The organism is Acetobacter musti, assembly GCF_011516835.1.
Classification (GTDB): domain Bacteria; phylum Pseudomonadota; class Alphaproteobacteria; order Acetobacterales; family Acetobacteraceae; genus Acetobacter; species Acetobacter musti.
Window position 1 is genome coordinate 127,070 of the sequence record NZ_WOTB01000006.1, and the last position, 25,267, is coordinate 152,336.

Here is a 25,267-nt window from a genome sequence, read left to right on the forward strand (position 1 = left end):
ACGGGTTCTGCCGCTCACGACGCAATGCCGTTTTCCGCCTCAGACGCAACAGCCGCGGCAAGACGGGAATGCGCGCGGCCATAGAAGCGATAGATCGCGGCGCCAAGCATGAAATAACTCAGCAGCAGAACAGCCGGGGTCGGATTCCCCGAAAACAGATCCCGCAGCACGTCGATGAACAGGGGAGCCGCCATCACGAAGCAGAACAGAATCCCCAGCAACGGCGCGATTCCGATCCAGAACCCGCGAATCCGGATTCCCCCCAGAGGCACTCTGAACGGCCTCAGCGCGTCCGGACGCATATTGCGGTCCCAGATGACCGTAAAACACACAACGCCAAACGCCGTGGCCGTCCCGATGCTGACAAGATCACTGATAATGTCGATCGGCAGAAGAGCCGTCGCGGCGGAAACCGCAAGGCCAAGAATAATCGAGCCGATCCACGGCGTGCGGTAACGCGGGTGAAGCAGACAGAAAACCGGCGGCAGCAGACCGTCCCGTGAGATCGTGAAAAAGATGCGGCTCTGACCATAAAGCAGCCCGAACAGCACGGAACAGAGCCCGATCACCGCCCCCAGCTTCACCAGAAGCGCCAGAGAAGGCCAGCCAATCGCATCGACAGCCAGCGCCAGCGGATCGGCGACATCGAGCGTCCGCCACGGCACGACACCGATCAGAACGGCGGCCACGCACATATACACGACAGTACAGATCAGCAGAGACCCGATCACGCCGATCGGAATGTCCCGCCGGGGATTCCGCGCCTCCGAGGACGCCGTCGAGACCGCCTCGAAGCCGACATAGGCAAAGAAAATAATCGAGGCCGCCCGGAAAATTCCCGGAATCCCATACCGGAACGATCCCTCCGACGGCGGAATGAACGGATGCCAGTACTCCGGATGAATGGCACGCAGCCCGACAATCATAAAAACGAACAGCACACCAACCTTCAGCATGACGATGGCCGTATTGATCTTCACCGATTCCTGCACGCCCATGACAAGAAACACGGTGACGAACAGCACAACCGCCGCCCCGACGAAATCGATGTGAGGCCCGATCGCCGCATGCATGCCGCGCGGCGTCATCGTCGTCTGAACGAATGTCCGGTGCAGAAAATCCGGCACCACGACACCGAAATCATGCAGAAAACTGACCGCATAACCGGAAAACCCCGCGGCCACGCCGGCGCAGGACACACCATATTCAAGCAGCAGGAGCCAGCCCACCCACCAGGCGGCGCGCTCGCCAAGAGAGACATAGGCATAGCTGTAGGCCGATCCCGAAACCGGCATCGCGGACGCCAGCTCACCATAGGACAGAGCCGTGAACAGACAGGCCAGACCGGCGATGACAAAGGAAATGATGATGGCGGGACCGGCATAATTCGCCGCCGCCGTGCCGGTCATGACATAGATTCCGGCCCCGATCGTGGACCCGACCCCCAGCATGACCAGCTGAACCGGACCGAGCGAACGCTTCAGGCCGCTGTTCTCGTTTTCCTTCTCAATACGCTCGACAGTTTTACGAAGCGGCCGGATGCCGGACACGGGGCTGGTCATGGTCTGGGCTTAATCTCCTGTCTCCGTCCGCATCAGCCTGACACAGTCTGTCATCATCGCTGACCCGCGCGTCCCTGCCGTAAACGCAAACGTTAACGCAAGAGAACATTCCGCGAAATGGCATCCGTAACAGAAAGTGCGCCGCTCCGTCGCCATCCGGACACCAGACCAGACCGCACATCACTCATCCGGTCCCGGCGGAGATACCTTTTATTGTGATTTTAACGTAACAGACCGCATAGACAGAAACACAGAAACGCCCTCCGGGGCCAGACCAGCCATCTCCGGCTTTTCCGGAACGGCCGGTCTGATGACGTGTTTCATGCAGAGGGACTGAAGGAAAACGATGTCGTCCGGCGAAAATACCGACAAGCCCATGATCATAAAAATCAGCGGTCTCGGAAATATCGGCAACCGGATGATGCAGTATATCTCAGCGGTCCGGTTCGCCAGACACTTCCCGAACGCCCGGATCGAGCGCGTCAGCCTGCCCGAATGGGGAATAGAGTTCGATCATTCGGGCGAAACCGCCCCCACGGACGACATCATGCATGTCGACGACCATTTCCGTGACGAACAGCATCTCGTCTCCACGATCAGAGACCGTAATCCCGATGTGGTGTTCTTTACCGGATATCTCCAGAAGACCGCCCTGTTCGGAGATCACCGCGAATGGAAAGACATCTTCTCGGAGAGAGAGGAGGTCGATGTCCGGTTCGGCGATAACGATCTGGTCGTCAGCATCCGGACAGGAGAGATCGTGGAAGGGTATTATCAGTACCCCCTGATCCCGATCGAATTTTACAGGCACCTTGAGAAAACAACCGGCATGAACCTGGTCTTCGTCGGCCAGATCACGGATAACGGATATTCGCGGGACCTGCGCGACGCCTTCCCGCACAGCCGCTTCATTCCCCACATTTCCCCCATGAAGGATTTTGAAATTCTCAGACGGGCGAAAAACGTCGTCGTGGGAATCAGCACATTTTCATTCCTCGCCACATGGCTTTCGGACGCGGAAAAAATCATCCTCCCGTTATGGGGATTTTTCAGCATTCCCTGCCACCTGAACGAAATAGAGCTGCTCCCGCCAGACGACGACCGCTACGAATTCTGGCTTTTCCCGTTCGTCCCCGGCCTTCCGGAAGCCCAGATGCGTGAGATTTCCGCATCCGTCGCCGGCATGTGCCGGAAGACGGACATGGAGGAAATAATCAGTATCAGAAACAGAATAAACAGCATCAGCGTCAGGGAAACAGACTTCCAGGTCGACGATACCTGGTACGCCTCACGATATCCCGATGCGTCTCTCGACATCGCTCTGGGTTATTTCAGAAACCCCTACGACCATTATACCCGAACCGGCGTCTGGGAAGGCCGCCTTCCCACACCTCCGACCCGGCCGGACCTCCCGAATGTCGCTTCCGGAAAAAAGGCCCTCGTCAGTTCCTTCTCCGAATACGCCGCAGGCGCCAGCGCCGAAGAACAGGCCCGCGCCGCTGTCGACGGACCGGTGGAGGGAGACTGCGCGTTCCATACAAAAGACGAGAACTATCCCTGGTGGCAGGTCGATCTCGGTCAGATCCACCGGATAAGTTATATGATCATCTGCAACAGGGAAGGCGGCGACATCCTGAAGGACAGATGCCTGCCGCTGGGCGTCTACAGTTCCGAAGACGGCGTCAAATGGTATTGCGTCCGCGTCCACAGACAGCTGTTTGGCGGAATGGACGGCCACCCGCTGGAAATCAATCTCCATCCGGCCATAACCGCCCGCCACATCCTGCTCGTGGCTCAGAAACACACCTATTTCCACCTGGAGCAGGTGCAGATCTTCGGCGTTCCCGACGACAGAACCGGCAACGCATGACACAGCCGCTCCGCTTCCCGGCAGGGGAGGGAAGCGCCAGACTCAGAGCACAGGACTCAGCGCACAGGAATCAGAGCACACCGCCCAGAATAACGAGAGAGCCAAGCCCCAGCGCCACACAGTAATAAGCGAACGGCGCCAGCGCCCAGTTATCGTGATTACGGAAATAACGCATCAGAACCGCCGTACTGATGAGCGCCGTAACCCCGGCCACACCCGCCGCGATCAGACCCGTCTGAATCTGCTCATGCGTAATCGCCATATGGCGCATCTTCAGCATCTGGTGCGCCGTGGCGGCGAGAATGACAGGCTCCGCCATCAGAAAGGAGAACCGGGCCGCAACATCATGATGCAGGCCCCGCAGCAGCCCGCCCGCAATCGTCGCCCCCGACCGCGACAGACCGGGAAAAAGAGCCAGACACTGGAAAGACCCGATAAACAGCGCGTCCCGCGCCGTCAGACTCGCAATCGGACGCGCCGCCTCCGGGGCATCCGGCGTGGGGCCAAAACGTCCGCGAAGCCGCTCCACCGCCAGCAGCATCAGCCCGTTGACAACGAGAAGCCCGGCAACAGGCAGCGGCGATCCGAACAGATGCCGGAGAAAATGCTCCAGAGCCGCGCCGACAATGACAGCCGGCAGAGTGGCAATGGCAAGCAGCCACAGAATCTTGAAACTCTCGACCCGGTAACGGCTCTCCTGCAGCCCGAGCGCCCCGGAGATGATGGCCGACCAGTCGCGCCAGAAAAATATGAACAGCGCCACCGATGTTCCGAGATGCAGCATCACCAGAAATGGCAGAAAAATCTCGTCGCTCTCATTGAACGGCCAGTGAAGCAGCGCCGGAAGAAGAACCGCATGACCAAGACTGCTGACAGGGAAAAGTTCAGTCGCCCCCTGCAGAACGGCGATAATAACAGCTTGCAGCAGCGTCATGGGCGGACCCTGTTTTTGTTCTGAACACCCCGGAACATGATTCGCTCCGAAAGCGTCGTGGCTGAAAAGTTGCCCGGACCTTAACGCGGTCCGATGCGCAGCGATACCGCCTTTGTCACAGACAGCGCCGTCCCATTCCCGGACACCCCGTCATCAGCACGCTTGACGCGGTCCCGGTCACGCCGGCTTATTGCCACGCAGGAACAGAACACAGGGGCAGAACAGCAGCGTCTGCCGGACTGATAAGGGGTATCCAATGGGTCATCGCCGTGAGGCCGGAACGATCGTGTTCAGTTTCGTCGTGCTGGCCGTGACAGCAGGCTTCGCCGGATACGCGCGCAGCACACAGGGCAACCACGGCATCGCGCGTTACCCGTTATCCGCACAGTTCGTTTCGGCAAACGGCCTGGCGCGCGGCGCGGACGTGAATATGGGCGGCGTGCCCGTCGGCCGCGTCTCCTCAATCCATCTCGATCCCGAAACCGCGATGGCCGTTGTTGATTTCGAGGTCAACAACACCCTGCATTTCCCGACGGACAGCGTCCTCACCGTCGGAAGCACCACGCTCTCAGGCGACAACGCCCTGATGATCGAGCCCGGAACGTCAAAACAGCTGACAAAAGCCGGCGATGTCCTCACCAGCACGCGCGAGCCCACCAGCCTGGAACAGCAGGTCAGCAACTATATCTTCGGCAATGGCGGCCTGCCCGCGGACTGATCACACCCCCCGCCGGACATTTCAGTCCCGGCCATCCCCGCTCCGACGACTTCAGTCGTTCAGCGGATAGGACCGCATGAGACGCCGCTGCTCCCGCCAGAGGCGAATGCCATAAAACAGCCGCGTCGATTTCCAGCCGCGCCTGCGATTCTCGGCCCCGATACGAAACGCCTCTCCGTAATGGTGGAACTGAGCCGCATAAGCCTCGCGCAGAGTCGTGCCGGCATCCCAGATATGGGTCGCCTCAGACCCCACACCATTGATCTCGATAATCTCGAAATCCTTCCCCTGCCGCAAAGCCTCGACAGAACGGAATTTGAGATCGACACGCCCGAAATGAAATTCAGGAATGTCCCGCATGATCCGGTCGACCGCCGCGGTCAGCTCCGGCGTGATGTCCGCCGCCCCGTTGCGGAACACCGACCCCTTGCAGTGGTTGCCGGTGAACACCAGCGGCAGCTGCTCCCCGGCGGCCAGAACCTCATCGAGACGCCCGGCCAGCCGGGGCCGGTAAATATGCGGCACCAGCCGCGTGCGCGGGTCCGCCGCGAGCAGATCGTCCACCGTCGATCTGCCATCCCCGGTCAGACATGGAATATCCTTATACGTGACCGACGTAATGCGCCCCTGCGCCTCATCCGCATGCCGGATATAAAACAGACCGGCCTCATGCTCCCACGGAATCAGCCGCTGAATGACAAGCCGGACGCCACGCGGAAAAGAGGCGAGGGCGTCCGCAAGCGATTCCCGCGTGGGTGTCAGCTTCACGCCCGTCCCGTTGCACCCGATATCCGGCTTGACCACAACCGGCAGCGAAATCCCCGCGGCATCCAGAGCCGCCTCCGCGCGCGCCAGATCGTCCGTATCGGTGTCCAGCACGATATAAGGCGCAATCGCCTGCCGGGCCACAGGACCAGCCATATCCAGAATGGCGCTCTTGCTCTCACAGCACAGCCCGCCGGTCGTGATCTTCGGGTTCGCGGCGGTCGGCATCCCGAAGTCACGATACCGGATGCCCAGCGCAATCCAGTAAGCAACGATCGGCGTATAAAACAGCCATCCCGGCCAGAACTCGAAAAAGCTGACAGGCTCTCCTTTATCCCGCCCGCCCGGCAATCCCCCCGGCACTCCGGCCGTCCCCCGCCCGGAACCGGATTTCCCCGTCCCGACATCCTCATTCCCGTCAGCCGGCACAGATATTCGCGGCGCTGACGGAGAGCCATGCAACGACTCACGGGCGCCTGTCCCATGATCCGGAGCGGCTTCATCTCCATTGCCGGAGGCCAGGAGCGACTCTGTGTCCTGCATCTGATCCATTGTCGTCCTGACCTGTCAGTTCGGGGGGCGCATGCGGGCGACATGACGCCCGACGAGAATGATTGATACGATAAAGCCAGCGATTCCAACCCACCGCCAGGCACCAAGGCTGTCGAGCAGAACCTGACCAAGACGGAGCGATAACGCAAACAGCGCCGTTGTCCAGATCAGCGTCGCAACCGCCGTGGCAAGAATGAAGACCCGGAATCCGGCCGCAAAAAACCCGGACGCCGTGTAAATGGGCAGCCGCGTCCCGGGAATGAAACGGCAGATGAACACAACGCGAAACAGCGCCCTGCCAGTCCACCAGCCTCCGGCCGGCGGGACAGGCGTGCCATCCCGGCGGGTGTTCGCAGGCGCCCACCGACGCGCGGCAGGCCACAGAGCCGCCAGCCGCCCAAGCCCGTAAAGCCCCGCATCCCCGACGATAATCCCGACATAAAGCGCCGGCAGCGCAACCAGAATCGACACAAGCCCCGAGCCGACAGCGACAGCCGTCAGAATCGTCGCGCCATCCTCGAGAATGAATGTGGCGAGAAGGATGGCAAGCGCCTGAGCGAAGGGATCATGGGCCGCGGCAGTCAGCCAGGCGGTCAGCGCCCCGGGGAAAGCAGGTGACATGGCGCTGCTCTTTGCACGGTTCCGGCCCGATCTCCAGTTCCGCGCATCAGGCACCGTCAGACATGGCTTGCCGGAATGCACGACTTCACGTGTAAGATACCACCATGAAGCGGCCGCCGGCGCCCCGTGCAGACACCACGGAGCCGGCATGGTCCGGTTCAGGCTGACCATCGTCCGGCCCCACCGGACTTAACGGATTTTCGTGCCTTGGCAGACAAACTGTTCTCGATAGAAGACCTCGCCCGCAGCATCCCCGGCCTGCCGGCACAGGGACCGGCAAGACTGACAGCCCTCAGAGCCGCGGCCGGCAGCGGACCCGCCCCGGCCGCGCTCGGCGTGCGCCCGAAGCGCCTCCACCATACATTACCCCCGGCCGCCGTCCGCCTCGCGGAAATCGCGACCCTGAGCAGCGCCAGCCTGGATAATCCTTCCCGGAATATTACCGCCCCGAACACACCTGGCCCTGATATCGCCCCTCCACCCGTCACCAAAACCCCGGTTCACGCCCTGCCGCCTCTCACGGAAAAGGAAGCCGCGGCCATCCCGACAGAAGCGCGATATTTCGACCGGGACTGGTACGTCCGCACCTATCCCGACGTCGCGCAGTCCGGAATCGACCCGGTCCGGCATTTTCGCGAATGCGGAGAAGCGGAAGGGCGCAACCCCAACCCCCATTTCAACGCGCGCCTCTATCTCGCCGCCAACCCCGACGCCGCCCACGGAGCCCTCAGCCCGTTCGGCCACTTCATCATGTACGGCATCAGCGAACGCCGCAGACTCCGGCCCGATATGTGATGGCGATCATCGCGGCTGCCCCGGCCATGCCGGAGCCTGCCGGAACGGGACCGTCAGCCAGGCTCTGGAGGACCGCCCGTGAACATCGTAAAGAGTGAAAACCGTAAAGAGATGTCGGGCAGCCGGCCGGTTCGTCCGGTCGCAGCCGCCCAGGGGAAAAGCGTAAGATGGTTCGCATGATCGGTCGCCGGGCCACACTCGGAGGCCTCGCCCTGGCAGGAGCCGGTGTCAGCTCAGCCAGCCTCCACTCAGTTCCGGCCCGCGCCGGCGCCACAGGCAGCTACGCCTCCTTCCTCGCCGGCATCCGCAGCCAGGCCACAGCCCTCGGCGTCTCGCCCGACATCGTCCGGGAAGCCCTCGCCCTGACCAGCGAACCCAACGCCAAAGTCCTGAAACTGGACCGCCACCAGCCGGAATTCACCCTGACCTGGGCCCAGTACCGCACGCGCGTCATCTCACAGGGCAAGATCGACGCCGGCCGCGCCGCCCTGGCCGCAAACGGCACAACCCTGGCCGAAGTCGAATCGCGATCCGGAACAGACCGCCAGCCGATCATGGGCATCTGGGGCCTCGAATCGTTCTACGGAAAACTGACCGGCAATTTCAGCGTCGTCGACGCCCTGGCGACACTCGCTTTCGATGGCCGCCGGTCAGCGTTTTTCCGCGCCGAACTGCTCAAATCGCTGAAGATCCTCAATGAAAGACGCATCTCCCCCGCCGGAATGACCGGCAGCTACGCCGGCGCCATGGGGCAGCCCCAGTTCATGCCCAGCGCCTACCTCCAGTACGCAAAGGCCTTCGACGGCTCGGAACGCGCCGATATCTGGAAGACCATCCCCGACGTGATGATGTCGATCGCCAACTATCTCGCCCGCTGCGGCTGGCGGACAGGCGAACCCTGGGGTCAGGAAATTCAGGTCCCGGACTCGCTCGCCCAGGCCGAACTCGGACGCGAACACACCCGCACCCTGGCGGCATGGACCCAGGCCGGCGTGCGGCGAAAGGACGGCACCGCCTTCACACGCGGCGATGTCGAGGGAGCCGTGCTCCGTCCGGACGGACCGGGCGGACAGGCCTTCATGGTGTACCATAATTTCAGCGTCATCCGCCGCTACAACCCGTCGGATTTTTACGCACTGGGCGTCGGACTGATGGGCAATCTCACAACATGACCCCCGCGCGCGGTTCCGCGTCCCGATGGGCCGTTCCCGGACTCGTCACGATCCTCGCAGGCTGCCAGCATCCGCAGCCCGCCGCCCTGTCGCCCCGTCTTCATTACGAGGTCGGCGCCCCCTGGGTCGCAAACGGCGTCTGGCATTATCCGCATCAGGATTTCGCCTATCGCGAGACCGGACTGGCCGTGATCGACGCCCCCTCGAAAACACCGCGCCTCACCGCCGACGGCGAACTCTACAACCCGATGGCAATGGCCGGCGCCCACCCGACCCTCCAGTTGCCGGTCATGGTGTCCGTCCGTAACCTCGAAAACGGACGCCAGATCGAAATCCGCCTGAACGATCGCGGCCCGGCGAACCGGGGCAGGCTGCTGTCGCTGACCCCGCAGGCCGCGAGCGCGCTCGCCATCGTCCGGGAACCGGTCCAGGTCGAAATCACCGAGCTGGAAGGACCAAGCCGCACCTACGCCGAAACACTGCCAGGCGGTCCTCTGCTCGACATGCAGGCCGCGCCGGTCGGCGACGTGCGCCAGGAATCGCTCGACTCGTCCGGACCCCGCCCGCCTGCGGGTGCCACAGGCAGAACAACGGAAACAGCGCAGCCGGTGACAACCACCCTGCCGGCGCTCCCGGTGACGGTCACACAGGCCTGGGCCACCCCCGGCTCGCTGTGGGTGGAGGCCGGACAGTTCACCGGACGACGCTATGCCGCGCTGGCGGCGCAGCGGGCCGGCGGAACGGTATGGCCCCCCTCCGGAGGGAGCGGATCAGCCTGGACGGTTCGTGTCGGACCGTTCGTTCGTGTGGAAGATGCAGACGCGGCACTGGACCGGGCACTGGCCGACGGGTTAACGGGTGCCCACATCATCGTCGAATAGGATTCAACGTGCAGACCCGACGGATTCTTCTTGCCAGCGGCGCAGCCGCTTTTGCCGGTGGCGCTGGTGTTCTAAGCGGGACCGCCCGCGCGCGGCCTCATCACCGTGCGCACAAGCCGCCGGCAGAAAATCCGTCCGAAGGCGGAGCCGACGCAGCCACCGGCTCCGGCCCGGCCATGACCCCCATCGGCCCGGTCGACACCGTGGCGCGCTGGGCCTGCATCGTCGATTTCTCCAGCGGCATGGTCCTGCTGGAAAAAGCCGCCGACGAACGGATGCCACCATCCTCGCTCACCAAGATGATGACCGCCTATGTCGTCTTCGCCATGCTTCAGGCCGGACGCCTGAAACTCGACCAGATGCTGCCGGTCAGCGAACGCGCCTGGCGGATGCAGGGCTCCAAAATGTTCGTGCCGCTGGGCGAAAGCATCGCCGTCCAGGAACTGATCCAGGGCATGCTGATCCAGTCCGGCAACGACGCCTGCATCGTGCTGGCCGAAGGCATCGCCGGCTCGGAAGAGCAGTTCGTCGCCCTGATGAACGACACGGCGACGAAACTCGGCATGTCGAACTCGCATTTCGTGAACTCGACCGGCTGGCCCGCCGACGGGCATTACATGTCCGCCCGCGACGTCTGCACCATCGCCGTCCACCTGATCCGCGACTTCCCGCAATATTATCATTTCTTCTCCGAAACCGAATTCAAGTTTAACAAGATCAGCCAGGGCAACCGCAATGTGCTGGTCGATAAGGGCCTCGCCGACGGCCTGAAAACCGGCCACACCGACGCAGGCGGCTTCGGCCTCTGCGCCTCGTCCCAGCGCGAGGGCAGGCGGGTCGTCATGGCCCTGAACGGCATGGCCTCCTCCAACGTCCGCGCGCATGAGGGCGAACGTCTGCTCGGCTGGGCTTTCGCCAATTTCGAAACCGCAACAATCGTGCGCAAAGGCCAGGTCCTCGACCAGGCCCCGGTCTGGATGGGCGAGGCCGCCACCGTGCCCGTCATCGTCGCCGAAGACGTCTCGCTGGTCCTGCCCCATGGCTGGCAGTCCCGCGCCCGCGTCTCCGTCGATTACCGCTCCCCGGTCCTGGCCCCGGTCACGGCAGGACAGGTGCTCGGCCAGCTCACCATCACACTCCCCGGCTCACCCGGCGCCACACCCCCGGCGCCTCCTCCGCCACCCGCCGCGCCCGCACCCGGCATGCAGCCAGCCACGCCCGCCGCCCCGCCACCGCCGCCCACAACCTCGGCCGACCGGGTCATCACAGTGCCCGTCCAGGCCGGCGCGTCCGTCGCAAAACTCGGCTTCGGCGGCCGGATCGCAGCCCGCCTCGGCATAAACCATCACTGATCCGTCGTGCCGTCTTCCGCCGCGATGTCCCCCGGCCCAATATTTTCCGCGCCGGGGCTCTGTGCCCCGGAGTTCTGTGTCCCGCAGCCTTCTGTCCCGGCGCCTTCCGGCGGAGCGCCCTCTCAGGACGTCCCCCTGAAACCCGCCGGACGTCGCAGACCTCCGCAACCCGTTTGTCTATAATCCGGGAGCAGGGCAGGGGCGTCGTCCCTGCCACACCCGCCAAAAGCCCCTGAAACGGAGCATCCGAATGACACGCCCTCTCCCGAACGGCGCGTTCATCACCTTCGAAGGCGGTGAGGGCGCAGGGAAATCCACCCAGCTTCGCGCCGTGGCGCCACGCCTCACCGCGCTCGGCTACGACGTGGTGGCCACAAGAGAACCGGGCGGCTCCCCCGCAGCCGAGGCCCTGCGCGATCTTCTGCTCTTCGGCAAACAGGATTTTTCACCCCGCGCCGAAATCATGACCCATTTCGCCGCACGCTGCGATCACGTCGATCACGTCATCCGGCCCGCAATGAACGCCGGAAAAATCGTTCTCTGCGACCGCTTCTTCGATTCCACCATGGCCTATCAGGGATACGGCCGGGGCAACGGCGACCCGGCCCTGCTGGACCTGATCCGCGCCCTCCGCACCCTGACCGGCCTGACCCCCGATCTCACCATTCTGTTCGAAATCGGCCCCGAAACAGGCCGGAAACGCATCTCAGCCCGCGCCGCGGCGGCAAACGCAACGGCAAACGCAACAGCAAATCCGGTCACCCCCGACGGAGCCCCCACAACCGCCGGAACCGATCGCTACGAGCGCGCGGACATGGCCTTCCATTCCCGCGTATTCCGTGGATTTGACGACATCGCCCGCGAGGAACCGGGCCGGTTCACGCGCGTCTCCTCAGAGACACTCTCCGTCGGGGCCGTCACCGATCAGGTCGTGGCGCGGATCGAGACCTTTCTGAAGGAGCGCTGAGCCGTGGCGCCCCGCAAAGGCGGCTCCCGCACCGCAGCAACAGACACAGTCAGCGCCCAGGCGTCCCCCATGGACACCGCCCGCCAGGCCTCGCTCCACGTCGTCGGCCACGATGCCGAATTCGCCACGTTTCGCCGCGCCGCCGCCTCCGGCCGCCTGCACCACGCCTGGCTGCTCACCGGCCCGGAAGGCATCGGCAAGGCGCCGCTCGCCTTCCGCATGGGCCGCAGCCTGCTCAACGGTGAAGATCCCGCAGCGCCCGCCACCCGCCAGATCACCGCCGGATCACACCCCGACCTCCTCGCCATCGGCCGGACCTTCGACGAAAAACGCCAGAAATTCCGCAGCGAAATCGTCGCCGACGAAATCCGGCCCATCAACGCCTTCATGCATCGCACCGCCGCCGAAGGCGGCTGGCGCGTCGTCATCATCGACACCGCCGAGGCCATGAACCGCAACGCCGCCAACGCGCTGCTCAAAATCCTGGAGGAACCCCCGCCACGCGCCATCCTCCTGCTCACCTGCGCCACACCCGGCATGCTCCTGCCCACCATCCGCAGCCGCGTGAGAACCCTGCCGGTCTCCCCCCTCAGCCCCGCCGACATCCACACCGTCCTCGCCCGCGTCGCCCCGGAAACACCGCCGGAAGAACTCGCCCGCGTCACCCCCCTCGCACAGGGCTCCCCCGGCCGCGCCCTGTCCCTGCTCGCCGACACCGGCGGCGCCATCAGCGCCGTCGCCCATGAAGCCGTGCGCGGCATGACCATGAGCCGCATTCTCGACGTCGCGGACGCCATCGGCCGCAGCGAAGCCGGCTTCGGACTGCTCTTCACCCTGCTGGGCAGCGCCCTGGCCCAGGCCAGCCGCCAGGCCGCCGAACCCGGCCTCGCCCGCAGCGTGAAACTCGCAGACGCCTGGGAAAGGGTCATGCTCATCCGCCGCCAGACAGAACAGTTCAATCTCGACAAACAGGAAGCCATTATCGAAGCACTGTCCGCAGCAGGCTCCGCTCACATCTGAGAAAGGGCGTTTGTATACTTTGCAAATACAGAGGCAGTAACTTTTCAGAGCTTCGCCCCGAACCCCACAAGGGGACACAGTCCCTTTGATCCCGGCTTGCTAAAGCAGGGAATGATACCGTTTACGAATACGGCTGCATTCGCCTTCATTCCGGACGCCATTGCATAAAGCCTATGTTCTTCAAAGCGCTCTTTATACTAAGATGTAGTCAAATACAAACTGCGCAATCAGGTAAAGAGTTCCTATTCGCCTCTATCAGGATTGTTTATGGAAATGAGAAACGAAAAATTCATCAAAAATTTAATAGAAACCGCAGATAGGCAAATACAATACAAAGAATATAAGACAGCTCTGATATTGATAATTATTGCTGTAGCGGCATCGTCGAAAAAAATGTTTCCACATGGAACACGCTCGCTTGATCTTTCCTCTACGAAAAGTGGGAGTAAACGTCCGCTAATGCCAGATAACGAATGTTTCACAAGGTTTCTTGAGAGCCGTTTAGGTCGGCTTGGTGATAAGCCTTGTAACCCCGTTATTCAGGAAGACGGCACGCATAATAGGCTAAATGACGATGGGACACGTAATCCTAATCTGCCCGCCATGTGGGGACCATTAGCAACACTAATATACAAAGAGATCCGTTGTCCCATTATACATGAAGGCTGGATAGCGGCAGATCTTGAGTGCATCGATACACTTTCCGATTTGTCAGGATTAACGAGCATCCAAATAAAAAACGGAAAAATAGTTCTTCAACGTGGTTTACTTAGTGCTTTACGCACAACTGTTATCGACGCACCTTGTAACGGTATCGAATTTGGCAAAGAGTTCTGGAGACTGATATCTTCTGAAGGAAAAACCCCTCATCAGATGTTTAATGACGGAATACACTTTATCAATATGCTAGATAAAATTGGCGTGGTCGGTTATCCAGGTAGAGCTTTTATACTTGCCAATTTCTTGGAAAAAATTGGTCCAGAATCAAATGTTCTAGACGACGACGCTCTTGCCGCAAAATTTTCCACTCTATTGAATAATTCGAATTCTGCTGGGCTAGCCAATCCCGGGCCTAGCTTTAATTCTGTTACTCGTAATGCAAGTAAGCCCGAACCCTGGATTACGAGCCAATATCGACTCTCCGACACAGGCATTCGAGTTGCAAGAGCAATTCTTCACGATTTCTCCTACGTCAATATATCAAAATAGATCACTGTTTGAACAAGGCAAATGTCTGCTTTCGCTCGTTTTTGACCGACACCAGACAGATTGTTTCCCCCCTCCAAAGCCGCCCGTCAGCCTGACGAAAACGAAGCGTCTCCACCTCCTCCCATCCGCCCCCCGGACACACCTCACCCCCCGGAAAGCCTCCCCGCCAGACTGTCGAACGCCGGCTGATAAATCAGCTCCGGCATCCGCGCCTGCATCGCCGCCGCATGATCCGGATCGGCCTCAAACCGCCCCTGCCAGCGAATGAACGTGCGGTCCCCGTCAGTGACCGGAAACAGCCTGATTGTCGAACGATAGTTCCGGATCGGCAGCGCTGACTCAATGATCGAAAACGTCACCGCATGATCCATATCGGACAGGGCGAGCAGCTGCTCGCGGATCAGACCGACATCGCCCATCTCAAGCCGCCGGATGGCGCCGACCCGATCGCCCGGATCATCCCCTTCGATCCGGCAGCTTTTCACCCCCGGCAGCCAGTCCCCGATGGCCCCGAAATCCCGGATGAGGGACCAGACTGACAGAACGGGCGCATCCAGAACACTGCTGGCCATCACATCCGTCATCACATTCTCCCTGATCGCCGCCGGCCCGTATTCAAAGTGACTGTCCACCCGTCACCTCGATCCGCTGCCCGTTCACCCAGTGCATGTTCCCGGACAGAAGGGCCGCAACGGCCGCCCCAATGTCATCCGGCTGCCCCACACGCCCGAGAGGCGTGATCTCCGCGAGGCTTTTGTTGACCCCGGCGTCGTCGCGCACCAGCCCGCCGCCAAAATCCGAGGCAACCGCGCCAGGCGCCACCGCATTGACGGTAATGCGGCGCTCGCCCAGTTCCTTCGCCATGTAAAGCGAGATCACTTCGGTCGCCCCTTTCATCGCCGAATAGGGACCATGATCCGGCAGGTAAAAGCGTGTGGCCGCCGAAGTGATGTTGAGAATACGTCCGCCATCACAGATCAGCGGCAGAAGGGCCACAGTCAGCAGATACGGTCCCTTGAAGTGAATGTTGTACTGATTGTCGAGCTGTTCAGGTGTCGCGGCGTCAAAACGGGTATGAATGATATTCCCCGCATTCTGCACAATATATTTCAGCGCAGACCCGGCAAACTCCCCGTCAAGGAGCCTCCTGACCTGCGCGATGAAGGCCGCAAAAGTGGTATGATCTGAAATATCCAGTTTCAGCATCCGCAGTTTCGCGCCGTCATTGCTGAGCGCCGCCTCCGCCGCCTTAGCCTCGGCTTCATTGGTGTGATACGTGCCGATCACATCGATGCCCGCCGCAATCAGATATTTTGCGATACTGTAACCGATCCCGCGATTGGCGCCCGTGACAAGGGCTGCGTGCTTCTGGTTCATGACCGGTTTCCTCTGACGAAATGTGTAAGGAACAGGCTGACAGGAAAAGCCGGCCCGACTTAAAGACCACTCGATACATAAATAGGGCAGATCATCCCGTCAATGAATTACGGACCAACCGATACATATAATTCAGCAGAGCAGCTTATCTGCTGCGGGAAACACGCCCGGGTTTCACCGCGAAGCTGTCCCAGACCTGCATCAGCGTCGTAACAGCCGCATCCAGCTTCTTTGCCCTGTCGCCATCCCTGGCTTCGCAGGCCATGCCGTGAAGAAAAGTTGTCAGCAGGGTGGGCAACGTTTCGACAGCAGGCGAAGCCGCCAGCTCCCCGTCTGCCACGGCCCGCTCCACGCAGGCTCTGATGCCCTTCCGGCTGCGCTCCCGCTCGGCGGCCAGAAGGGCCTGCACGGGCTGGTTTTCAGGCGAGCAGTTGCAGGCCCCCAGCACAATCAGGCAGCCCGTGGGATGCGAACGGGTCGTCTGCATCCGGGCGGAGCGTCGCAAAGTCTGTTCGATGGCGTCACGCGGCGCGAGCGTCTCATCCCACAGCGGCGCCATCACCTGTCCATAGGTTGCCAGATAACGCTGCACGACTTCGCGAAACAGCGCTTCCTTCGACCCGAACGCGGCGTAGAAACTCGCCGGCGAAATGTCGCCCATGCAGGCCTTGAGCTGATTCAGAGAGGTCGGCTCATAACCCTGCGTCCAGAACAGCGTCAGCGCGGCATCCAGCGCCCTGTCCCGATCGAACTCACGGGGCCGTCCTGTCCGCGCCATACAGTGTCTCCGTCCATGTAAGAATTTTTCTATACTAATCGGTCCGGAAGTAGATTGCCAGCATTACGCACTCAGCATTACGCACTCCAGCCGCCATCAATGGTCTGCATGGCCCCGGTAATGCCGCGCGCCGACTGCCCGGCCAGAAACGAGACATAGGCCGCAACATCATCCGCGGAACCATGTTCCTTTATGGCCATGACGCTGTGCATGAGACCGGCCTCAGGGCCATCGGCCGGATTCATGTCCGTATCCGTCGGTCCCGGCTGGATGACATTGACCGTGATATGACGCTCCCCAAAATCCCGCGCCAGGCCCCGCACCATGCTTTGCAGCGCGGATTTCGTCATGCTGTAGGCCGCCAGCCCCTTAAAGGGCACCCTGTTCGCATTCGCGGAGCCGATCAGAATGATCCGGCCCCCGTCCGGCATGGAACGGGCCGCTTCAACCGAGCAATGCCAGGCGGCGCGAATGTTGATATCGATCATGCGATCGACATCGTCAGGATCGAGCGTCAGCGGATCTCCGGCAATGCAGATCCCGGCGTTGAAGACAAAGATGTCGATGGGCCCGGCATCGCGCGTAGCCGCAAGAATTGCGGAACGGTCGGTTGCATCCGCCTGAACCGCTTCCGCCCCGCTCTCGCGGGCAAGGTCCTCCGCCTTTATGCGCGACCCGGCCCATGTGAAGCGCACGGACGCCCCTTCGCTGGCCAGACGCCTGACGATCGCGGCCCCGATCCCCCGGCTGCCGCCGATGACGAAGGCTTTTTTGCCCAAAAAATCAGCCATGTCGCATTCCTCCCTGTTCTGTATCGGTCAATACAGAACAGAAAGCTGTCGGCAGACAAGCGAATTCCATATCGACCGATACGGAAAATGGCTTCACCTGCCCGGTTTGTCAGAAACTGAATGACCGCTCAGCCTGGTCCACGCAGTGCTGTTTCCCTCCTCCGATCAGCAGGCTTCCATACCGACCGTTCCAGAAATGTGTTGCCTGAACATTCAGCACCCGTATATCTGTATCGTTCGTTCCATTTATGTGAGTTCCGGATGACCGAAAATCAGCGCCTCCCGTCAGAAGACCGCCTGCCGGTCGCCGGTCTGCTGGCTCTCGCCATGACCGGTTTCCTCTGCATCATGACGGAGACGCTGCCTGCCGGCCTCCTGCCGGAGATCAGCGCGGGCCTGCATGTGCCCGCCGCCTTTGCAGGGCAGATGGTGACGGCTTACGCCGTGGGCTCCCTGAGCGCGGCCATCCCGCTCACGCTCGTCACACAAAGATGGCGACGACGGGCGGTGCTGCTTCTGGCGATCATCGGCTTCCTGGTCTTCAATTCCGTCACGGCCCTTTCACCGGATTACTGGCTGATACTCGCAGCGCGTTACTGCGCGGGAGCCGCCGCCGGCCTGGCCTGGGCCCTTCTGGCGGGATATGCGCGCCGGATGGTGACGCGTGACCAGCAGGGCCGGGCGCTGGCCATCGCCATGGTGGGCACGCCCATCGCGCTGTCCCTTGGTGTCCCGGCCGGCACCTGGCTGGGCGCCGCGCTGGGATGGCGGCTGGCCTTCGGGATGATGTCGGTCTTTACCCTTCTGCTGACCGGCTGGGTGCTGGCGACAGTGCCGGATTTTCCGGGAGCGTCTCATACAGAACGCCTGCCGTTCCGGCATGTTCTGACAACACCGGGAGTCCGGCCCGTTCTGGGTGTCGTCATCGCCTGGATGCTCGCACACAATATTCTCTACACCTATATCGTGCCGTTCCTTGTCCCATCGGGACTGGCGGGAAAAGCGGACCTTGTGCTGCTGGTTTTCGGCGTCGCCGCACTGGGCGGGATCGGACTGACGGGAAAGCTGGTGGACCACGCGCTGCGTGCCGCCGTTCTGGTCAGCCTGGCGATCTTCGCGGCGGTCTGCGTCGCTTTCACCACCGGCGCGAACTCTCCCGCCGTCATCTGGACGGGCGTGACCATCTGGGGACTGACGTTCGGCGGAGCCGCGACGTTGCTGCAGACCGCCCTGGCGGATGCGGCAGGGCAGGGGGCGGACGTAGCGCTGTCCATGAATGTCGTGGCCTGGAACAGCGCCATTGCCGGCGGCGGCCTTCTGGGCGGCGCTCTGCTGAATCTGTGGGGCGCCGCCTCTTTTCCATGGGCCATGATTCTTCTTCTGGCCTGCGGCTTCAGCATTGCATGGCAGGCGCGCTCACATGGTTTTCCGTCAGGTCATCGCCTTTCGCAGCGATATTCGGAAATTCTGTAATTTTTCCAAAACGGAAGCGCGCCGGAACTGCTGAAAACCATATCCCTGAGAAGACCGGCTGTTCGGCACATACCCGGACACACGAGGTCAAAAGAGTCAGGCCGGGCACTGACCTGGCGTGACACCCGAAGCTGCCGACCCTCTCAGGCTCCTCAACCGCGAAAACCGTGAACCTCGAAAGGCGAATGGGACCTTCCATAAAACCCCGATTCAATCCCGCCCATATCCGTTTTTCCACGAGCTTATATCTGACGCGGACGTTCTGAGTCCCCGGCCATACCGGCCCCAAAAATCACCCCGGAAAACATTCCGACCTCAAACCGAAAACGCCCATAACTCTCTGGAATCCCGATCGTCCCCAAACCCGGTCAACCCCCGTCCGGCAAAATAAATTCCTCCCGCCAGCCGCCAGAGACAGGCTCTTTTCCCTGTCACCCTCAACCGGAGCCCGTCCCATGCCATCCCGCCACCAGCCTCAGCTCATCCCCGCCAGACCCCTCCGCCAGACCTTGCCGGACCGCCCCGACGCTGCCCTCTGAAACAATCCGTGATCCCACGAAGAAATACCCCCGACCCATCTGGAAAACCCGGACAGGAAAAACCCGTTTTTTCACCCGTGAGGTCTCGCCGCCTCCCGCCCGATCCGATAGAGGTACAAACCTCTTTCCCGACATGGGGCAGGCACCCCGCTCAGGCTGTGCTATCCTCCCCGCCACCATGATGACCGCCACCACGACCAGGGACACCACGCGCGATATGACCGGCCGCTTCTACGTCACGACCCCGATCTACTATGTGAACGGCGCGCCCCATATCGGCCATGCCTACACCTCGATCGCCGCCGATATCGTCGCCCGCTTCAACCGGCTCGCCGGAAAGGACGTGTTCTTCCTGACCGGAACGGATGAGCACGGACAGAAAGTCGAGCAGGCCGCCCAGGCCGCCGGCGAGGAACCGCAGGCCTTCACCGACCGCATCTCCGCCGAGTTCCGCGCCGTCGCCGACGCGATGGACATCTCCTATGACGACTTCATCCGCACCACCGAACCGCGTCACAAAACCGGCGCCCAGGCCCTATGGGAAAAAGTGGCCGCCAACGGCGACATCTATCTCGGCGCTTACGAAGGCTGGTACGCCCTGCGCGACGAAGCCTTTTACAACGAAGACGAAATCACCATCCGCCCGGATGGCACCAAAGTCGCCCCGACCGGCGCCCCGGTCGAATGGATGCGCGAGCCGTCCTACTTCTTCAAACTCTCCGAATACCAGGACCGCCTGCTCGAACTCTACGAAAAACATCCCGAATTCATCGGTCCCGCCGGCCGTCGCAACGAGATCGTCAGTTTCGTAAAGCAGGGCCTGCGCGACCTCTCCATCAGCCGCACCAGCTTTCGCTGGGGCGTTCCGGTTCCGGGCGACGCTGACCACGTCATGTATGTGTGGTTCGATGCGCTGGCCAATTACCTGACCGCCCTCGGCTACCCGGATCAGAACGCGCCGCGCATGGCTTTCTGGCCCGCGAACCTGCACATCGTCGGCAAGGACATCGCCCGCTTCCACACTGTTTACTGGCCCGCTTTCCTGATGGCCGCCGGGATCGACCTGCCGCACATGGTCTTCTCCAATGGCTGGTGGACCGTCGAAGGCGAGAAGATGAGCAAGTCGCTCGGAAACGTCATCGACCCGCGCGACCTCGTCGCCGAATTCGGCCTTGATCCGGTTCGCTTCTTCCTGATGCGCGAAGTCCCGTTCGGCGGCGATTCCGATCTCTCCCGCCGCTCGCTGATCAACCGCATGAACGTCGAACTCGCTAATGATCTCGGTAATCTCGGCCAGCGCACCCTGTCGCTGATCGCCCGCAACTGCGGCGGCGAACTGCCCGCCCAGGCGGTCCGCACGGAGGAGGACAACCATCTCCTCGCCCAGGCCACGCTTCTGCCCGACATCATGACACAGCAGATCGGTCGCGTGGCCCTGACCGAAGCGCTGGAAGAAGTCTGGAAACTGATCCGCGCCTGCAACGCCTATATCGACCACCAGGCGCCATGGGCGCTGAAAAAGACCGACCCGGAGCGGATGGCCGCCGTCCTGCGTGTCCTCGCCGACGCCCTGCGCACCATCGCCACCGTGCTTCAGCCCTATATGCCCGGCAGCATGGACCGCATGCTGACCCAGCTCGGCGCCGAACCCGGTGAGCGCAGTTTCGCCGCCCTGGAAACGCCACTTCCCGCCGGTCGCGCCTTGCCGAGACCGGAAGGCATCTTCCCCCGTTTCGTCGAGCCGGAAGCCGGGGACGCAAAATGACTGGGCTGATCGACACCCACTGCCATCTCGATCATTTCTCCGCTGAGGAAATGCCGGATCTGCTCGACCGTGCCCGTGAGTTCGAGCTGGAAGGCATGGTCACCATCGGCACACGGCTGTCACGCCAGGCCGAGCAGAAAGCCCTGACGCAATATTCGCGTCCGGATCTGACAATCTGGTGCGCGATCGGCACCCATCCCGACCATGTGGATGAAGAAGGCGTGCCGGAAGCAGAGGATATCGCGATCCTCACGGAAGAACCCGAGGTCATCGCCATCGGCGAATCCGGCCTCGACTACTTCCATGGCGCGGAAGATATCCGCCCGACGCAGCAGGCCAGCTTTCGCGCTCATATCCATGCGGCCCGCCTGACCGGTCTGCCACTGGCCATCCACGCCCGCCAGGCCGACGAGGATATCGCCGCGATCCTGCAGGAAGAAACTGCGGAGCGCGGCGCCTTTCCGTTTCTGCTTCACTGCTTCGCTTCCGGTCCGGATCTGGCAAAAGCGGCGCTGTTACTGGGCGGCTATCTCAGCTTCTCCGGTATCGTGACCTTCCCGCGCTCTACCGAACTGCGTGAGATCGCCGCTCAGGTACCCCTGGATCGTATTCTCGTGGAGACGGATTCTCCTTTCCTCGCCCCGGTCCCTCGCCGCGGAAAGCGCAACGAACCCGGTTATACCTCCTACACAGCCGGCGTTGTCGCGGAACTGCATGGCCTCGAACAAGAGGCCTTCGCAGAGACTACAACGGCAAACTTCCACCGGCTGTTCACAAAGGCCGGGTGACGAAACAATGGAAGCCGGTACCCCGACCACCGACCTGCTGGAAATCACCGTCATGGGATGCGGCAGTTCCTCCGGCGTGCCACAAATCGGTGGACCCGACGGACGCGGTGACTGGGGAAGCTGCGACCCGGCCGAACCGCGCAACCGGCGAACACGAACCTCCATTGTCATCCGGGCTCCGGATGATCGCCGACTGCTGGTCGATACCGGTCCGGATCTGCGCGAACAGCTTCTGGCAAACGGTATTCCGTACGCAGACGCGATATTTTATACGCACGAACATGCTGACCACATTGCCGGCCTGGACGATGTACGTCCGTTCAACTGGGCTCTGAGACGACCGATCGAAGCGTTTGGAACGGAACAGACAATAGCCGGAATCAGACAACGTTTCGATTATGCTTTCAGGCCATGGACGGATAACGCCTTTTTCCGCCCCGGTGTGGAAGCAAAACCCATCCTTCCCGGTGAACGGCTTTCCGTGATTGGCCTTGAACTCGATGTATTCGAGCAGGATCACGGAAGAGTAACGTCTCTGGGCTTCCGCTGCGGCGGATTCGCCTACTGCACGGACGTCGTGAGACAGACGGACGATGTCCTCGCGATACTGGAAGGTGTCGACACCTGGATGGTGGACTGTCTCCAGTTCGGCCCGCATTCGGCACACGCCTGGCTGGAAAGGGTGCTGGAATGGGTAAGCTGTATCAAACCCAGGCGCACGATTCTCACGCATCTCGGACCATCTATGGACTGGGCGACAATGAAGCGTGACCTGCCATCGGGAATCGAACCGGCCTGGGATGGAATGATCTTTACCGCACCGGGAGCCCTGGCCAGCTGATCCTGTTTAAAGACCTGATTTAACGAGGATCGAATCGAAAATCTGGCGAATCTGCCATATTCTGCGCAAAGAGCCCCCGGGAGGCCTTCACATCCGTATGCTGGCAGCGGGGAGAATTACAACTGCCTCATGCAGTCAGTGTGGGGTTGATCTCAAATCCGGCCAACACACTGATTTTTAAAAAGAAAAAAGGCCCCGGGCTCATTTCATCCAACAATCCGCAACAGGCCGGTTTGCGATTTCTCTTGAAAAGGGCTGCCGGAGTTCGATAGCGTCATAAACAGGAAGGCGCCTCGGAACCGCGCTATTTGCCCGCTTTTTTCCGGAAAGGCAAGCTTTAATCCACTGTCAGCTTCTTCCCTTTAATGTTGGCGAAATCGTTCGTTACAAACCGGAGGTGAAGAGCTGCAGAGGGACGGGCATATTGCCAGAAGCCCATGCAGAGTGCGTGGGCGAGAGGAGCGGGTTTCAGAAAGGTAGGATTTAGCGGCTGTACGACTGATCTTTTTCGGAGAACTGTATTGATGGCTTCTGTCTCTGACGTGTTTTCACTGGCAACCGCGATGCGAGACCGGCATCGCGAGACTGAAATGAGCCTGGCGGAATATCTCGAAGCCTGCCGGGACGATCCGTCCTGCTACGCCAGCGCCGCGGAGCGGATGCTGAAGGCAATTGGTGAACCTGTTCTCGTTGACACCTCCCGCGACCCGCGTCTGTCGCGAATTTTCATGAACCGTACGATGCGGATTTACCCCGCTTTCGAAGATTTCTACGGCATGGAAGAAACGATAGAGCAGATCGTCGGCTTCTTCCGTCACGCCGCTCAGGGCCTGGAGGAACGCAAACAGATCCTCTATCTGCTCGGCCCGGTCGGCGGTGGCAAATCATCCCTGGGCGAGCGTCTCAAAACGCTCATGGAATACGAACCAGTCTATATTCTGAAAGCCGGACGCCATCTGAGCCCGGTTTTCGAAAGCCCGCTCGGACTGTTCGATCCTTCCACCATGAGCGAGGCTCTGGAACGGGATTACCGCATTCCGCGCCGCGTCCTCACCGGAATCGCCAGTCCCTGGGCACTGAAACGGCTTGAGGAATTCGACGGAGATATCTCGCGGTTCACCGTGGTCAAGCTGCACCCGTCGAAACTTAAGCAGATTGCTATCGCCAAGACTGAGCCCGGTGACGACAACAACCAGGACGTCTCCGCCCTGGTCGGTAAAGTCGATATCCGCCAGCTCGAACATTTCAGCCAGAGCGATCCGGATGCCTACAGCTTCTCCGGCGGCCTGAACCGTGCCAATCAGGGCATCCTCGAATTCGTCGAGATGTTCAAGGCGCCGATCAAGATGCTGCATCCGCTTCTGACGGCCACGCAGGAAGGAAACTATGTCGGGACGGAAAATATCGGTTCCATCCCGTTCACCGGCGTAATTCTGGCCCATTCCAACGAGGCCGAATGGCAGAGCTTCCGCAACAACCGTACAAATGAAGCATTCCTCGACCGCGTCTGCGTGATCAAGGTACCATACTGCCTGCGGGTGACCGAAGAAGCGAAAATATATGAGAAGCTGATCTCGGGTTCGGCTCTGAAAAACGCGGCCCTCGCGCCCAATACACTGGACATGCTGGCGCGTTTCGCCGTCCTGTCACGGCTGAAAAATCATCCGAACTCGACCCAGTATGCAAAACTGCGCGTCTACGACGGAGAGAACATCCGCGAAACCGATCCCAAAGCCCGGACAATGCAGGAATACCGGGATGCGGCCGGCGTCGATGAAGGCATGGATGGAATCTCGACCCGTTTCGCTTACAAGATCCTGTCCGCGACCTTTAACCATGACTCTTCAGAAGTCTCCGCCGACCCGGTCCATCTGATGTACGTGCTGGAACAGGCCGTCCGGCGTGAACAGTTTCCGCCGGAAGTGGAGGCAGGCTATCTTGCCGTGTTGAAGACCGAGCTGGCCAGCCGATACGCCGAATTCCTCGGTCACGAAATCCAGAAAGCCTACCTCGAAAGCTATAACGATTACGGCCAGAATCTCTTCGACCGCTACCTGGATTACGCCGATGCCTGGATCGAGGATCAGGATTTCAAAGATCCCGATACCGGACAGATGCTCAACCGGGATCTGCTGAATGCCGAGCTGACCAAGATCGAGAAGCCCGCGGGGATCGCCAATCCGAAGGATTTTCGTAACGAAGTTGTCAAATTCTCACTTCGGGCACGGGCGAATAATGGCGGCCATAACCCGTCCTGGACATCGTACGAGAAAATCCGGGACGTGATCGAAAAGCGGATGTTCAGCCAGGTCGAGGATTTGCTTCCTGTCATCAGTTTCGGTTCGAAAAAAGACGGAGAAACCGAGCGAAAGCATGACGAGTTCGTCGGACGCATGATGGAGCGGGGATACACGGAACGGCAGGTCCGCAGACTCGTTGAATGGTATATGCGTGTGAAACAGTCCGCATAACCGAACACCAGAAGCCTTGGGGTGTC

The 25,267-nt window shown here is 61.0% G+C and carries 22 protein-coding genes; 14 read left to right on the forward strand and 8 right to left on the reverse strand.

Annotation, left to right across the window (positions count from 1 at the left end; translation table 11 throughout):
• Positions 1 to 14: 14 nt before the first annotated feature.
• Positions 15 to 1,562 carry an amino acid permease gene (locus tag GOB93_RS06545; RefSeq protein ID WP_173582694.1) on the reverse strand — a complete coding sequence of 516 codons (1,548 nt, stop codon included), beginning with the start codon at positions 1,560 to 1,562 and terminating at the stop codon, positions 15 to 17.
• Positions 1,563 to 1,908: 346 nt separating this feature from the next.
• Here GOB93_RS06545 and GOB93_RS06550 point away from each other — a divergent pair, with 346 nt between their 5' ends.
• Positions 1,909 to 3,432, forward strand: a complete 1,524-nt coding sequence (locus GOB93_RS06550; protein WP_173582695.1) for a discoidin domain-containing protein — start codon at positions 1,909 to 1,911, stop codon at positions 3,430 to 3,432.
• Between the two features lie 70 nt (positions 3,433 to 3,502).
• Here the strand turns inward: GOB93_RS06550 and GOB93_RS06555 are convergent, their stop codons facing one another.
• Positions 3,503 to 4,366 carry an undecaprenyl-diphosphate phosphatase gene (locus GOB93_RS06555; RefSeq protein WP_173582696.1) on the reverse strand — a complete coding sequence of 288 codons (864 nt, stop codon included), beginning with the start codon at positions 4,364 to 4,366 and terminating at the stop codon, positions 3,503 to 3,505.
• Between the two features lie 256 nt (positions 4,367 to 4,622).
• On the opposite strand from GOB93_RS06555, the gene GOB93_RS06560 reads away from it, so the two are divergent.
• Positions 4,623 to 5,084 carry an MlaD family protein gene (locus GOB93_RS06560; RefSeq protein ID WP_173582697.1) on the forward strand — a complete coding sequence of 154 codons (462 nt, stop codon included), beginning with the start codon at positions 4,623 to 4,625 and terminating at the stop codon, positions 5,082 to 5,084.
• 51 nt (positions 5,085 to 5,135) lie between these two features.
• Here the strand turns inward: GOB93_RS06560 and GOB93_RS06565 are convergent, their stop codons facing one another.
• A complete protein-coding gene (locus GOB93_RS06565) occupies positions 5,136 to 6,392 on the reverse strand; it encodes a D-alanine--D-alanine ligase (RefSeq protein ID WP_242010578.1) in 1,257 nt (418 codons plus the stop codon).
• Positions 6,393 to 6,416: 24 nt separating this feature from the next.
• Positions 6,417 to 7,022, reverse strand: coding sequence for a DedA family protein (locus GOB93_RS06570; protein WP_173582768.1), 606 nt, complete (start codon positions 7,020 to 7,022; stop codon positions 6,417 to 6,419).
• Between the two features lie 207 nt (positions 7,023 to 7,229).
• Between GOB93_RS06570 and GOB93_RS21450 the strand changes: the two genes are divergently transcribed.
• From GOB93_RS21450 to GOB93_RS06600, 7 genes are all read left to right on the forward strand, one after another.
• Entirely contained in the window at positions 7,230 to 7,817 is a 588-nt protein-coding gene (locus GOB93_RS21450; RefSeq protein WP_242010579.1) for a hypothetical protein, read from the forward strand.
• A 176-nt stretch (positions 7,818 to 7,993) separates the two neighbouring features.
• Positions 7,994 to 8,989 (forward strand): lytic murein transglycosylase, encoded by a 996-nt coding sequence (locus GOB93_RS06580; protein ID WP_173582770.1) that lies wholly within the window; start codon positions 7,994 to 7,996, stop codon positions 8,987 to 8,989.
• Complete coding sequence (locus tag GOB93_RS21455; protein WP_242010580.1) at positions 8,986 to 9,870, forward strand: septal ring lytic transglycosylase RlpA family protein; 885 nt, start codon at positions 8,986 to 8,988, stop codon at positions 9,868 to 9,870. Before GOB93_RS06580 ends, GOB93_RS21455 begins: the two co-directional genes overlap by 4 nt.
• Before the next feature lie 8 nt (positions 9,871 to 9,878).
• Positions 9,879 to 11,222, forward strand: coding sequence for a D-alanyl-D-alanine carboxypeptidase family protein (locus tag GOB93_RS06585; RefSeq protein ID WP_338422307.1), 1,344 nt, complete (start codon positions 9,879 to 9,881; stop codon positions 11,220 to 11,222).
• Positions 11,223 to 11,472: 250 nt separating this feature from the next.
• The gene (gene tmk, locus GOB93_RS06590) at positions 11,473 to 12,189 is read left to right on the forward strand and encodes a dTMP kinase (RefSeq protein ID WP_173582699.1); all 717 of its coding nucleotides are present in this window, start codon (positions 11,473 to 11,475) and stop codon (positions 12,187 to 12,189) included.
• A gap of 69 nt (positions 12,190 to 12,258) precedes the next feature.
• On the forward strand, positions 12,259 to 13,209 hold the full coding sequence (locus GOB93_RS06595) for a DNA polymerase III subunit delta' (protein WP_173582771.1): 951 nt from the start codon (positions 12,259 to 12,261) through the stop codon (positions 13,207 to 13,209).
• Positions 13,210 to 13,476: 267 nt separating this feature from the next.
• Entirely contained in the window at positions 13,477 to 14,418 is a 942-nt protein-coding gene (locus GOB93_RS06600) for a hypothetical protein (RefSeq protein ID WP_173582700.1), read from the forward strand.
• Positions 14,419 to 14,561: 143 nt separating this feature from the next.
• Here the strand turns inward: GOB93_RS06600 and GOB93_RS06605 are convergent, their stop codons facing one another.
• From GOB93_RS06605 to bdcA, 4 genes are all read right to left on the reverse strand, one after another.
• Positions 14,562 to 15,002, reverse strand: a complete 441-nt coding sequence (locus GOB93_RS06605; RefSeq protein ID WP_173582701.1) for an SRPBCC family protein — start codon at positions 15,000 to 15,002, stop codon at positions 14,562 to 14,564.
• 31 nt (positions 15,003 to 15,033) lie between these two features.
• Positions 15,034 to 15,795, reverse strand: a complete 762-nt coding sequence (locus GOB93_RS06610; protein WP_173582702.1) for an SDR family NAD(P)-dependent oxidoreductase — start codon at positions 15,793 to 15,795, stop codon at positions 15,034 to 15,036.
• Positions 15,796 to 15,940: 145 nt separating this feature from the next.
• Positions 15,941 to 16,573, reverse strand: a complete 633-nt coding sequence (locus GOB93_RS06615) for a TetR/AcrR family transcriptional regulator (protein ID WP_173582703.1) — start codon at positions 16,571 to 16,573, stop codon at positions 15,941 to 15,943.
• A gap of 77 nt (positions 16,574 to 16,650) precedes the next feature.
• The gene (bdcA, locus tag GOB93_RS06620) at positions 16,651 to 17,364 is read right to left on the reverse strand and encodes an SDR family oxidoreductase (protein ID WP_173582704.1); all 714 of its coding nucleotides are present in this window, start codon (positions 17,362 to 17,364) and stop codon (positions 16,651 to 16,653) included.
• Between the two features lie 261 nt (positions 17,365 to 17,625).
• On the opposite strand from bdcA, the gene GOB93_RS06625 reads away from it, so the two are divergent.
• From GOB93_RS06625 to GOB93_RS06645, 5 genes are all read left to right on the forward strand, one after another.
• The gene (locus GOB93_RS06625) at positions 17,626 to 18,837 is read left to right on the forward strand and encodes an MFS transporter (RefSeq protein WP_173582705.1); all 1,212 of its coding nucleotides are present in this window, start codon (positions 17,626 to 17,628) and stop codon (positions 18,835 to 18,837) included.
• A gap of 756 nt (positions 18,838 to 19,593) precedes the next feature.
• Positions 19,594 to 21,141 (forward strand): methionine--tRNA ligase, encoded by a 1,548-nt coding sequence (metG, locus tag GOB93_RS06630; protein ID WP_173582772.1) that lies wholly within the window; start codon positions 19,594 to 19,596, stop codon positions 21,139 to 21,141.
• Complete coding sequence (locus GOB93_RS06635) at positions 21,138 to 21,929, forward strand: TatD family hydrolase (protein ID WP_173582706.1); 792 nt, start codon at positions 21,138 to 21,140, stop codon at positions 21,927 to 21,929. The genes metG and GOB93_RS06635 overlap by 4 nt, the downstream gene beginning before the upstream one ends.
• 7 nt (positions 21,930 to 21,936) lie before the next feature.
• A complete protein-coding gene (locus GOB93_RS06640) occupies positions 21,937 to 22,770 on the forward strand; it encodes an MBL fold metallo-hydrolase (RefSeq protein ID WP_242010581.1) in 834 nt (277 codons plus the stop codon).
• A 524-nt stretch (positions 22,771 to 23,294) separates the two neighbouring features.
• Complete coding sequence (locus GOB93_RS06645; protein WP_173582707.1) at positions 23,295 to 25,241, forward strand: PrkA family serine protein kinase; 1,947 nt, start codon at positions 23,295 to 23,297, stop codon at positions 25,239 to 25,241.
• Positions 25,242 to 25,267 lie beyond the last annotated feature (26 nt).

Bases quoted from the DNA above. Each gene is read 5' to 3' on its own strand.
- GOB93_RS06545 (WP_173582694.1), bottom strand. From the start codon at position 1,562: ATGACCAGCCCCGTGTCCGGCATCCGGCCGCTTCGTAAAACTGTCGAG.
- GOB93_RS06550 (WP_173582695.1), top strand. From the start codon at position 1,909: ATGTCGTCCGGCGAAAATACCGACAAGCCCATGATCATAAAAATCAGC.
- GOB93_RS06555 (WP_173582696.1), bottom strand. From the start codon at position 4,366: ATGACGCTGCTGCAAGCTGTTATTATCGCCGTTCTGCAGGGGGCGACT.
- GOB93_RS06560 (WP_173582697.1), top strand. From the start codon at position 4,623: ATGGGTCATCGCCGTGAGGCCGGAACGATCGTGTTCAGTTTCGTCGTG.
- GOB93_RS06565 (WP_242010578.1), bottom strand. From the start codon at position 6,392: ATGCAGGACACAGAGTCGCTCCTGGCCTCCGGCAATGGAGATGAAGCC.
- GOB93_RS06570 (WP_173582768.1), bottom strand. From the start codon at position 7,022: ATGTCACCTGCTTTCCCCGGGGCGCTGACCGCCTGGCTGACTGCCGCG.
- GOB93_RS06580 (WP_173582770.1), top strand. From the start codon at position 7,994: ATGATCGGTCGCCGGGCCACACTCGGAGGCCTCGCCCTGGCAGGAGCC.
- GOB93_RS21455 (WP_242010580.1), top strand. From the start codon at position 8,986: ATGACCCCCGCGCGCGGTTCCGCGTCCCGATGGGCCGTTCCCGGACTC.
- tmk (WP_173582699.1), top strand. From the start codon at position 11,473: ATGACACGCCCTCTCCCGAACGGCGCGTTCATCACCTTCGAAGGCGGT.
- GOB93_RS06595 (WP_173582771.1), top strand. From the start codon at position 12,259: ATGGACACCGCCCGCCAGGCCTCGCTCCACGTCGTCGGCCACGATGCC.
- GOB93_RS06600 (WP_173582700.1), top strand. From the start codon at position 13,477: ATGGAAATGAGAAACGAAAAATTCATCAAAAATTTAATAGAAACCGCA.
- GOB93_RS06605 (WP_173582701.1), bottom strand. From the start codon at position 15,002: ATGACGGATGTGATGGCCAGCAGTGTTCTGGATGCGCCCGTTCTGTCA.
- GOB93_RS06610 (WP_173582702.1), bottom strand. From the start codon at position 15,795: ATGAACCAGAAGCACGCAGCCCTTGTCACGGGCGCCAATCGCGGGATC.
- GOB93_RS06615 (WP_173582703.1), bottom strand. From the start codon at position 16,573: ATGGCGCGGACAGGACGGCCCCGTGAGTTCGATCGGGACAGGGCGCTG.
- bdcA (WP_173582704.1), bottom strand. From the start codon at position 17,364: ATGGCTGATTTTTTGGGCAAAAAAGCCTTCGTCATCGGCGGCAGCCGG.
- GOB93_RS06625 (WP_173582705.1), top strand. From the start codon at position 17,626: ATGACCGAAAATCAGCGCCTCCCGTCAGAAGACCGCCTGCCGGTCGCC.
- metG (WP_173582772.1), top strand. From the start codon at position 19,594: ATGACCGGCCGCTTCTACGTCACGACCCCGATCTACTATGTGAACGGC.
- GOB93_RS06635 (WP_173582706.1), top strand. From the start codon at position 21,138: ATGACTGGGCTGATCGACACCCACTGCCATCTCGATCATTTCTCCGCT.
- GOB93_RS06640 (WP_242010581.1), top strand. From the start codon at position 21,937: ATGGAAGCCGGTACCCCGACCACCGACCTGCTGGAAATCACCGTCATG.
- GOB93_RS06645 (WP_173582707.1), top strand. From the start codon at position 23,295: ATGGCTTCTGTCTCTGACGTGTTTTCACTGGCAACCGCGATGCGAGAC.